We start from the raw sequence: 10,402 nt of genomic DNA, 5'->3' as shown, positions 1-10,402 counted from the left end.
AAACCGCCGCTGCCTGAACGGGTCAGATGCCGCCCTCGATACGAAGGCCATCCGTCAAAAGCGCGGGCGTCATCGTGCGGAGAAAATCGCGCTTACGGTGTAGGCGACGGCTAATTTTTCGGCCTCCTGCTTGACCTCATCGGCCAGTGCCGGTGCAGAGATGAAGGCGGAAGAACACAATGCCAAGAGCAATGAACGTCGCTTCATAGCAACTTCCCCTCTGGTTGTGATGCACAATTGCATCGCGACGTCCTCCTGACGTAGGACGTCGCGTTGCATTTGTTCCGGGGGGCATTCTTTCGTTAGGCTGTAATACTACGAGTATATGCCACTTTGCACGGCTTGGCGCGCGCCAACTTTGATCATCGACGACGGAGGCGGCATTCCTTCGAGAATGCGGCGAATGCGGTCGGGAAAGACAGGCAAGTTGACGCATGTGACAGATGAAAGTGTCTTGCTCGACGCGCGCGATGGCCTTGTTATCCAGATTGTTTACCAAAGCGGCCGGCAAACGGCCCAAGCAATTGCTGGATCGCTATCAAGCGGCCAGAGGCACGCACATCCCGATCCAGCTACTTGTGCGCGACCGCACCGCTCGATAGGCCCACTAGTGAGAGGGAGTCTCGGAACTCGGCCTGCGGGACGCATAATGCGTTGCACTATCACTGATCTTGTCGGGGACCCATTCCTCCGCGGTTGAGTCCCAATGATGAGTGTCGTCGAAGTGTTTCCAGAGTGGCCGCTTTGGCTTGCTTTCACCCTTCTGTCGGTTTGCATTCAGTGTGCGGAGTTGGACGACGAGCACCCCAGCCATCATCACCCATTCGCGAGCGCTATATCGGGAGTTCCATTTGATTGCGGCGAGCATTGGATGCCTCCTTTAAAGTAAGAAGCCTCTGCCACATTAGGGTGGGCCAAGAATGCAGGGATATAAACTACCTCACAGTTTGCCAACATCTTCGACATAGCCGCGGGCGATCTCACTGCGCGGCGACTGTAACCTACGTTCGTTCGGTACTCGGGCGTCATTTGCCGGGCCATCAAAACGCCCGCGACGATGTGTAGGATTGTTTTTTGGTCGCAAAGGCACGTCTCTCTTAGAGAGTGGATTTTATCGATCGTAGGTGCGCTCTCCATGGAGGTCAGCGCATGCTCCGTCCAAGGACGACTTCGGGTCAAAATGCGAAGAACTCAACCGGAGCAAATCTGGTCCGCCTTGCCGTACAGAGCGGACCTCAACGAAGCGCTCAGCGAGTTCGCTGACGCGCCATTACCGGAAGTCACGAAATGGACTACAGCTACTCCTACTACCGTCAGCGATTAATATCTAACGCGAACTGGTTCACACCTGTACGAGAGGGTCAAACGTAATCGCACGATACCAAGTCCTCGCGCTCCTAGCGTATGTGCGCTAGTTCGATGCGAAGGTCCAAGAAAGCGTCGAATATCCACCTCAACCGCGCTTTCCAATGATCCCAAAAACGATTAATCTCTTCCTCTTCACGCAATTCGGAAACTCGATCGGAGAATAAGCCACACGATAAAATAGATGGGAGGAACCAATGGTGAAGAGAGCGATTACGCTCGGCGGCGGCGGACCGGCAGCAGGGCTACACATCGGGGTTCTGAAAGCACTTGCTGAGGACGGCAAGACGTTCGACGATAAGTCTGATGTGTGGGCGTTGTCCTGCATCGGCGCCTGGGTTGGCATCGTCTACAATCAATTCGATGAAGAAAAAATCAAAAAAGAAAACAAAAGCAGAGCCGAGCTGACCTATGAATTCTTCAGGGACGGCGTGTTTCGGGACGATGAAGGCTATGAGCGTTTCCCCATAAACACCGTATTCGGGACGGATTGGAACGCCAACATCAAGGCCTTCCAGGACTTCGTCACCGATCCCAAAAGTTACAGTGATTTCCGATGGCAACCGTACAAAATGATGGAACAGATCCAGGGCAACATGTCCGCTTGGTTCAATCGTCTGCCTCGTGGTGAACAACCCTTCAAGGAATGGCGCGAAGGAGACATCAACAACTGGATACTCAATAAGGTGCTCGCACCTAATCCACTTGTCCGATACCTCACCTCCCTGGTGTACTTGTCCAAGGTCAACGGCCTATCCAGGATCAACTATCCGGATAGCGAGTTTATGAAGAGCATAAACTTCGACGAGCTGAAAAAGGACGGTATGCCACACATCTATCACAACGCCTGGAATCTCGACGAACAGAAGCTGGCGTTGTTTTCCAATCGTCGGATGAAGGAGGACGAGAAAAAGCAGTACAGGGGAGCTATCGACTCACGCAGCCTGTGTGCGTGTTCGTCTCTTCCCTTCGTCGAAGGGACGGTTGAGATCGACCAAGTTACATATTGCGAAGGGGCGTTAGTCGATACTGTGAACTTCGATAGCTTGCTCGAGGAGCACCCTGATTTGGATGAAATCTGGGTGAGCCGGATCGTCGATGCGAAGCAAATCCGCGTTCCGGAAAATCTTCACGATGCACTAGCAAATCTCTGCCAACTGTTTGCGGCAACGGTCGGTGAGGATGACGTCAAGCTTTTCAAATATCACGTCAAAGAGGCGCACACACTCGACAGAGCAGCCGAAGCCGGAATACTCGAGAAAGCGGTCGAGTGCGGGATGCTCGACAAACCAGCCGTGGACAGGAGGAACGGGAAAACGCCTTGGAGAGGCGTAGTCGTCGAGATTCACGTGCCGGGGCACATCAATTTCAAGTGGAACCACAGCAATCTCGAAAATTCGATAACGCTAGGATACGCCGCCGCTAAACAAGCAATCGATGCATTTAACAAAGCGGAAAACGAGATTAAGGCGAATAGTAAAGACGACAAGCTGCTCAAGCCCATTTTCATAAACGAGAATCCACAGGACGACCCGAATTGGTTAGAGCTGCGAGATCGTACTTATGCGGCTCTAAAGAGGGCGGCTAGTGGTGCCAAGCCCAAGTAAGCAGATCGCGTTGCGATTTAAATCTGCGCAAGCGTTGTCCCGGCTTGATCACCGTAGCCCATCGAGAAGCACCTTTGCCACCTTTAGATCATGCGTCTCGAACCCTTCGGTGAAGCTGGCATAAATCGGCGCGAGAAAATTGAGCGCTTCCTCGCGTCTGCCCTGATGGATCCACAGAGCAGCTTGGTCCGTTGCGGCGCGGAGCTCAAGCGTCCTGGCGTGTTGACTTCTTCCCGTGCTCAATGCCCGGTCGAGCAGCGCCTGCGCCTCGGCTTCCACGGCCGGTCCACCGCGGGCGACCAGCACCCGTGCCTTTAGACGATACAGTTCGGCTTCTAGGATTCGTTCGCTGTTACGGTTAGCTGTAGCTAGGCCGTGCTCGATCAACTCCAGCGCGGCCTCGTAGTCGTGACTATTTAACAATGGCGGACACAACAACACGTCGAGCGCGGTGATGGCCAGCTGATAACCGGCGCTGCGATATCCGTCCAAGACGGCACCGATCTCCCCCAGTGCGCTGGGTGAAGGATCGAGCGAAGCCACGCATATGCCCCGAAGGGCGCGCGCCAGGCGCCATTGCCGGAATCCATGTTCCTCGGAAAGGGCGATGCAACGTTCGGCATGACCTTGCGCGACCAGGAACTCGCCGCGAAGCGCGTGAAGAATGCATGCGTAGTAACAGGCATACGCCTGGGAATGCGGATGACTTATAGCGTCTGCGCGCCGAATGGCAGCGTCCATTCGCACAATTGCCGTATCGGGCTGGCCGAGCAGCCAGAGCGCCCACGACATCAGCGCCAGGTCCGCCACGCCGGCATCCTGGCCGGCCGAACGCGCCGCCAGCCTGTCGTCCTCGCTGCTCGCCTCGAACGCTTCATAGGCGCGTCCAATCGCTTCATGGGCACCGGTAAGCTGTCCCATGAAGAGGCGGATCATTGCCTGCCCGCGCATCGCGTTGAGCAACGCCGGTAGATCGTCGCGCGCTTCGGCGAGCTGGAGCAGGGCCGCGATCGTTTCCTCGGCGACCGGCAACTCACCGCGCATTACGCTCGCAGTGGTCAACCAGAACATCACCTGGAGTTGCTCGGGAGGGTCTCCCAGGCGCTCGCACAGCTCGCGCGCGCGGGCAAAGGTTGCCATCGCCTTGTTCGAGGCTGGCCCTTGCGTAGCGATCAGGCAGGGCCCAAGGGCGAAGTGGAAGGCAAGTTCCAGCTTATCCTTTCCGGCGCCTTCTGGCAGATGGCCCGAGGCCTCGATACCCCGCTGCAAGTGTGCGATGGCTTCAAGGTTGGCCGAGCGCATGGCGGCCTTCTTGCCTGCCTGCAGCCAATATGCCTCCGCCTTTTGAAACAGGCCGGCCTCTGTCAGATGATGCGCAAGAGTTTCGGGTTGAGTCTCCACAAGGTCCGGGAACCGTTGCTCGAAGGCACCCGCGATCGCAGCATGCAGCGCTGCGCGTCGGCTCTTCAGGAGTCCCGAGTAGGCAGCGTCCCGCACAAGCGCGTGCTTGAAGGTATAGATTGCCTGCGGTATCTCGCCCCGGCAGAATATCAACTCCGAGCGAACCAACTGAGCAAGCGCCTCCTCAAGTCTCTCTTTTGACAACCCGGCTACGGTGCTCAGCAGTTCGTAGGAGAACTCGCGACCCACCACAGCGCCGATCTGAGCCACCTCCCTCACTGGAGCCAATCGATCGAGCCTTGCCATCAGCGATGCGTGCAAACTCGTTGGAATCGCCATCGGGGGGAGAGGACGGTTGAGGACGTAGTGATCGTCCTGTTCATTTAATAGCCCGGTTTCGAGCACCGTCTTGGTCAGTTCCTCCACGAATAGGGGCACGCCATCGGTGCGGGCGAGGATCTGGTCCATTACCTCTTCCGGGAGCGTCTTGCCAGCGGTGACGCGCTCGATTAACGCCGCCCCGTTGCGTCGGTTCAGCCGCGTGAGCGAGATCGTCGTCACATGCGCATGACCTGGCCACGGCGGAGTGAACTCTGGCCTCGCCGTGATGAGCAGCAGCCCCCGAAGCCGGGGTAGGTGTTCCAAGGTCATCGTGAGCAGCTCCAGCGACGTCGGATCTGCCCAATGGACATCCTCTACAATGACGAACACCGGCTGTCTTGCGGCCAAGCCAGTTAGCTGGGACAAAAACGCCGCTAACGTTAGCTCCTTGCGCTTCTGCGGGCTCAGCTCTGGCATACGGTAGCGGTTACTCGGTGGAAGGGACAGAAGGTTGGCCAGAGGTAGCAACACGCGGTCGGCATCAGCCCGCACGAGCAGAGCCTCGAGCTTAGCGAACTTCTCTGCGGGCGGGTCGCCCCGCTCGAACCGGGCAGCGCGTTCGAGCTGGCGGGTGAAAGGATACAGCGCACTGTTGGTGTGGTGCGCCGAGCAGAACTGGCGCACCGTTATATGCGGTTCGCCTTGGAGCCGCTCCTCAAGCGCCAGCGCAATGTGCGACTTGCCGATACCGGGCTCTCCGGTGAGCATCACCGCGCAACCTTCGCTACGCCTGGCGTGCTGCCAGCGACGCAAGAGCATCTCGATTTCCTCGTCACGCCCGATTGGCGGCGCCAATCGAGATTTGTGCTGTGCCTCGAAGCGGCTTTCCACTTCGGTTGTTCCCAGTACCTGCCAGGCTGGCATTGGCTCGGCCCATCCTTTAAGCGCGACAGGGCCGAGATTGCGGAACTCGAAATGCCCATCAGTGAGCCGGTGCGTACTTTCGGAAATCAGCACGGTACCGGGATTGGCGAAGGTCTGCAGGCGCGCAGCCAAGTTTGGCGTCTCGCCAATGACCGTCTGCTCTTGAGCTGAACCTTCGCCGGTCAAATCGCCCACGACCACCATACCGGTAGCGATGCCAACGCGAACCTGCAGCTCGGTGGCGGGTTCTGTCCGGAGGCTAGCTACGGCATCGACCAGCGCCAGCCCGGCGCGTGTCGCTTGTTCGGCATCATCCTCGTGGGCCTGGGGATAACCGAAATAGGCGAGCACGCCATCTCCCATGTACCGCGCGATAACCCCTTCATTCCTGGCAACAACCTCCGCGATGCAGCGGTGATAGGTGCCCATTACGGCCCGCAGGTCCTCCAGATCAAGGCGGGCCGCAAGTGCCGACGAGCCGACCAAATCGCAAAACATGATTGTAAGCTGACGCCGGCCGGCGTGATCCGTCGAGGCCGGCTTAGCGCCCGCTTGAGGCGTTCGCAGGACCTCTCTCTGAAGTTCTACGATCGCGCGCAGCATCTTGCGGCGATGCCCAAGCAGGACGCCCAAATCCTTTAAATCCTGCTCCGTGAGATCGCGAACGACCGAGAGGTCGATGGCGTTTTCGCGGAATCGCTCGGCGTACTCGCCCAAACCGATCGATGCTAGCCACTCTGCAATACCTGCCATGGTATACCTATGGCTTATACGATGAGAATAGCACATTGGAGAGGCTTGCGAAGGCACATCTGTCGACCGAAGCGCCGGACGTCTTGCCCAATGTAACACAGTGGCCCAGGCGAAAAGTGAACGCCGCTGGGCGCGATGTCTGTTAGGGGTCAAAGTGCGAAGAACTCAACCTAAGCAAATCTGGTCCGCCATGCCTCATTAAGCGGACCTAGTCGAGATGTGCCGGTACTTCGCTAACGGGCCATAAGCGGGCAATCAATGCATGCCTCGTTAAGGGACCAGAAGCCCACATACCGAACAGCTCCCCCTCATCACCGAATCCCTTGGCACCTGGAGCTAAATGCGTAGACTGGGTCCGACCGAGCCAGGAGGGAGATTTGGCGATAGAGCGGCCAAATCGACGGCTGACGACGATCCTGGCGGCCGATGCAGTCGGCTAGCCCCCGCTGCAGCTTGCACGCTATCGGCTTCAGATCGACCTTGCGTTCGTTCAGCGACCTCGCACAGTTGATGTCGACTAGGGTGAAGAAGAAAACCTTCCTATCGGTCGCCCTAGTGGTGTTGTCGTAGCCAAAGTAAGGCTCCAGTTCCTCGCAGAGGAAATGGGCCCAGCATATCCGTGCCGAGCGACAGACCCTGAGCGGCGTAGGCGACGCCAAAAACTGCGAGACAGAGGGTGCGGCCTTGGACGAATGGAGGATGAACCGTGCGCGTCGTTCTGAAAGGAATTCATAAGGTCAAGAGACGGCTCGCAAATGGCGAGACGAAAGTACATTGCTACGCATGGCGTGGGGGCCCCGCCATCCATGCGCAGCCCGGTGCGCCAGACTTCGTTCGAGAGTATCACGATGCGCATGCGAGCCTTCGGCAGCCCCGCGCCGGCACCTTCATGACGATCGTTGCGCAGTACAAGGCCGCACCAGAGTTCACCGGACTAGCGGCATCGACCCGTCGTGCGTACCTCGCCTACATTAAGCTGATCGAAGATGAATTCGGCGACCTGCCGGTGGCAGCTCTGGCCGATCGTCGAGTGCGTGGTGAGTTCAAGGCCTGGCGCGACCTGTTCGCCGAGACACCACGTAAGGCGGACTACGCCTGGACCACGTTGGCGCGGATCATGTCGTTCGCAAAAGACCGCGGCATCATCGCGACCAACCCATGCGAGCGCGGGGGCCGCCTCTACGTAGCAGACCGCAGAGACAAGATTTGGACCGAGCAGGACATCGCAGCGGTTCTTGCGATCGCCTTTAGCGAGATCCAGCCCGCCTTAGTCCTGGCGTTGTGGAGTGGCCAGCGCCAAGGCGACTTGCTGCGACTGCCCTGGTCCGCCTACGAGAACCCCTACATTCGCCTGCGCCAGTCTAAAGGCGGGCGGCGCGTCGCGATGCCAGCCGGCGCGCCTTTGCGAACCCTTCTCGATATCACCGAGCGCCGAGGCCCCCTGATCCTGACCAACACGCTCGGTCGGCCATGGACGTCGGACGGCTTTCGCACGTCCTGGGGAAGGGCATGTGAGCGCGCCGGTATGGGTGAACTGACCTTTCACGACCTGCGCGGCACGGCAGTGGTGCGCCTCGCAATCGCAGGCGCCAGCGTGCCACAGATCGCAGCCGTCACAGGTCATTCGTTGAAAGACGTCGAGGCCATTCTCGATGCGCACTACCTCGGTCGCGACATTCAGCTCGCTGAAGCTGCGGTGGTGAAGCTCGAAGCGAGAACAAAACTGTAAACGGTGGTGTAAACGGCGCTGGTTTTGCCGTTTGCTCAGCCCGCAAAGTGTTTGAATTATATGGTGGGCGCACCAGGGCTCGAACCTGGGACCCGCTGATTAAGAGTCAGCTGCTCTACCAACTGAGCTATGCGCCCGAAAGGCGGTTAAAGCCTTGCGAGGCCGGTCGTTTAGCAAAGCGATCCGGGTCTGGCAAGCGATGGCACGTAAGTTTTCCAAGGGTATGCCAAGGGTACGCCAAGGGTACGCCAAGGGCGTGCCCACATCCCCCAAAAAAGCGAAAAGCCGCTGGATTCCAGCGGCTTCGCCAGGGTTGATCGCGGCAACCCTTGTAGGCTCAGAGCCGGCCCTCGCGGTCCCGGTCCGGGCCATCGTCGCGGTCGAAACGGTCGCGGTGGAAGTGGTCCATGCCGCGCTCCATCATGCGGTCCATGCCACGCTCCATGAAGTGGCGGCGCGGGCCGTCTTCGCCGCCGCCGAACGGGCCGCGGTGACGGGTCAGCACGGCGAGGCGCCGCTTCTGGCCCTCGTCGAGGGTCTTGTAGAGCGGATCGGCGGCATCGGCGATCTTCTTCAGGGCCGCCGACGTTGCCCCCATGTCCTCGGCGCGCTGACGCAGGCGGGCGACCGGATCCTCCGGCCTGACGGCGTCCTTGTTAGCGTCCTTGCCGGCATCGCCGGCTCCGGCATTCATCCGCGCATTGGCGCGGTCGATGCGCAGCTTGGCGAAGTCGCGCACGGCGGCCTCGACCGGCGGCCACAGCTTTTCCTGGTCGGCGTTGAGCTTCAGCCCGGCATGGACGGCAGCGATCCGCGCGTCGACCATGGCGGCGCGGTCTTCCGGGTTCATGCGGATGTGGCGCATGTGCTCGTGCATCCACGGGCGATGATACTGGGCATAGACCGCGCCCGAGCCGGCGATGCTGAGCACGGCGATGGCGGCGATGGTGAATTTCCTCATGCGAACTCTCCTCTGGAAGGATGTCGTGAGGATGAGCGCAGCGCGGCTTACGCGCAACTTACAACTTGGACAGGGAGCGAGTCCTTTCCAAGATGTAACGCTCCTGAATTTTAGTTCAGTCGCAATCGGAATCATTCGCAACCCAAGGGGCTTCCGCGCCAGGCACGGAAGCCCCTTTCAACCTCCGTTCAAATCAGTTCGTCGTGCTCTTCGCTTCCTTCTGGAACTCGTCGATCAGCGGCTGGCCGACGCGGCCTGCGGCGTCCTTGTAGACCGGCTCCATGGCCTTGCGCATCGCCTCGTCCTGCTCCGGCGTGAGCTTGATGATCTCGCTCTTGCCGCTCTTCCTGATCTCGGCGAGCGCGTCCTCGTTCTCCTTCTGCGACTGCGTATTGTTGAAGTCGGTCGCTTCCTTCATCGCCTTCGTCAGCTGGTCGCGGATGTCGGCCGGCAAATCGTCCCAGAACTTCTTGTTCACGATCACGACGTAGCCGATGTAGCCGTGGTTGCTCTCGGTGATGTACTTCTGCACCTCGTGCATCTTCTGGGTATAGATGTTCGACCAGGTGTTCTCCTGCCCGTCGACGACGCCGGTCTGCAGCGCCTGGTAGACTTCGCCGAACGCCATCACCTGCGGCAGCGAGCCGAGCGCCTTGAACTGGGCCTGGAGCACGCGCGAGGACTGGATGCGGAACTTGACGCCCTGATAGTCGGCCGGCGTCACCAGCTTCTTGTTGGCGCTCATCTGCTTGAAGCCGTTGTCCCAATAGGCGAGGCCGGTGATGCCCTTCGGTTCGAGCAGCTTGAGCAGCCTGGCACCGAGCGGACCTTCCGTCACCTTCCGCAGCGTCTTCAGATCAGGCAGGATGTAGGGGAGATCGAATACCTCGAACTCGCGGATGCCGAGCGGGCCGAACTTGGAATTGGACGGCGCCAGCATCTGCACGCTGCCGAGCTGGAGCGCCTCGAGTTCTTCCTTGTCCTTGTAAAGCGTCGAGTTCGGGTAGATCTCGACCTTGACCTTGCCGCCGGTGTACTTATCGGCGAGCTCCTTGAATTTCTCCGACGCCTTGCCCTTCGGCGTGTCGGTGGCCACCACGTGGCTGAACTTGATGATGATGGGCGACTGGGCCGATGCCGGCCCGGTCAAGCCAAGTGCCAGGACCGCGATGGACGCAGCGATCGCGAAGGTGCGCATAATCTCTCCCTGTTGTTATTTGGGCCACCGGGCGCGCGGGTGGCCTATGCCGTCAGCATCAATACAGGTCGACATCACCAGCTGCTATTGGTCGTTAGCAGGGCAGCCATTCATGGTGAACGCCGCAAGCACCGCCTCTCCCG

5 protein-coding genes and 1 tRNA gene are annotated in these 10,402 nt (G+C 59.2%); 2 read left to right on the top strand and 4 right to left on the bottom strand.

The genetic code is table 11. The features are described from left to right. Positions 1 to 1,562 precede the first annotated feature (1,562 nt). Entirely contained in the window at positions 1,563 to 2,972 is a 1,410-nt protein-coding gene (locus IVB42_RS14340; protein WP_247294790.1) for a patatin-like phospholipase family protein, read from the top strand. Positions 2,973 to 3,020: 48 nt separating this feature from the next. On the opposite strand, the gene IVB42_RS14335 is transcribed toward IVB42_RS14340, so the two are convergent. Beyond that, the gene (locus IVB42_RS14335; RefSeq protein WP_247294791.1) at positions 3,021 to 6,371 is read right to left on the bottom strand and encodes an adenylate/guanylate cyclase domain-containing protein; all 3,351 of its coding nucleotides are present in this window, start codon (positions 6,369 to 6,371) and stop codon (positions 3,021 to 3,023) included. A gap of 706 nt (positions 6,372 to 7,077) precedes the next feature. On the opposite strand from IVB42_RS14335, the gene IVB42_RS14330 reads away from it, so the two are divergent. Beyond that, positions 7,078 to 8,100, top strand: coding sequence for a tyrosine-type recombinase/integrase (locus IVB42_RS14330; protein WP_247294793.1), 1,023 nt, complete (start codon positions 7,078 to 7,080; stop codon positions 8,098 to 8,100). A gap of 61 nt (positions 8,101 to 8,161) precedes the next feature. Here the strand turns inward: IVB42_RS14330 and IVB42_RS14325 are convergent. The 3 genes from IVB42_RS14325 to IVB42_RS14315 all read right to left on the bottom strand — a co-directional run bounded on the left by IVB42_RS14325 (position 8,162) and on the right by IVB42_RS14315 (position 10,259). After that, positions 8,162 to 8,237: transfer RNA gene (locus IVB42_RS14325), tRNA-Lys, on the bottom strand. A 200-nt stretch (positions 8,238 to 8,437) separates the two neighbouring features. Continuing rightward, positions 8,438 to 9,061: a Spy/CpxP family protein refolding chaperone gene (locus tag IVB42_RS14320; protein ID WP_018457502.1), complete on the bottom strand. Its 624-nt coding sequence runs from the start codon at positions 9,059 to 9,061 to the stop codon at positions 8,438 to 8,440. Between the two features lie 193 nt (positions 9,062 to 9,254). Continuing rightward, positions 9,255 to 10,259, bottom strand: coding sequence for a TRAP transporter substrate-binding protein (locus IVB42_RS14315; protein WP_018457501.1), 1,005 nt, complete (start codon positions 10,257 to 10,259; stop codon positions 9,255 to 9,257). Positions 10,260 to 10,402: the final 143 nt, after the last annotated feature.

The sequence above is a fragment of the Bradyrhizobium sp. 45 genome (assembly GCF_023073155.1).
Lineage (GTDB): Bacteria > Pseudomonadota > Alphaproteobacteria > Rhizobiales > Xanthobacteraceae > Bradyrhizobium > Bradyrhizobium canariense_D.
Note: the sequence above shows the minus strand (reverse complement) of the source record. Positions and strands in the feature narration are given on the sequence as shown.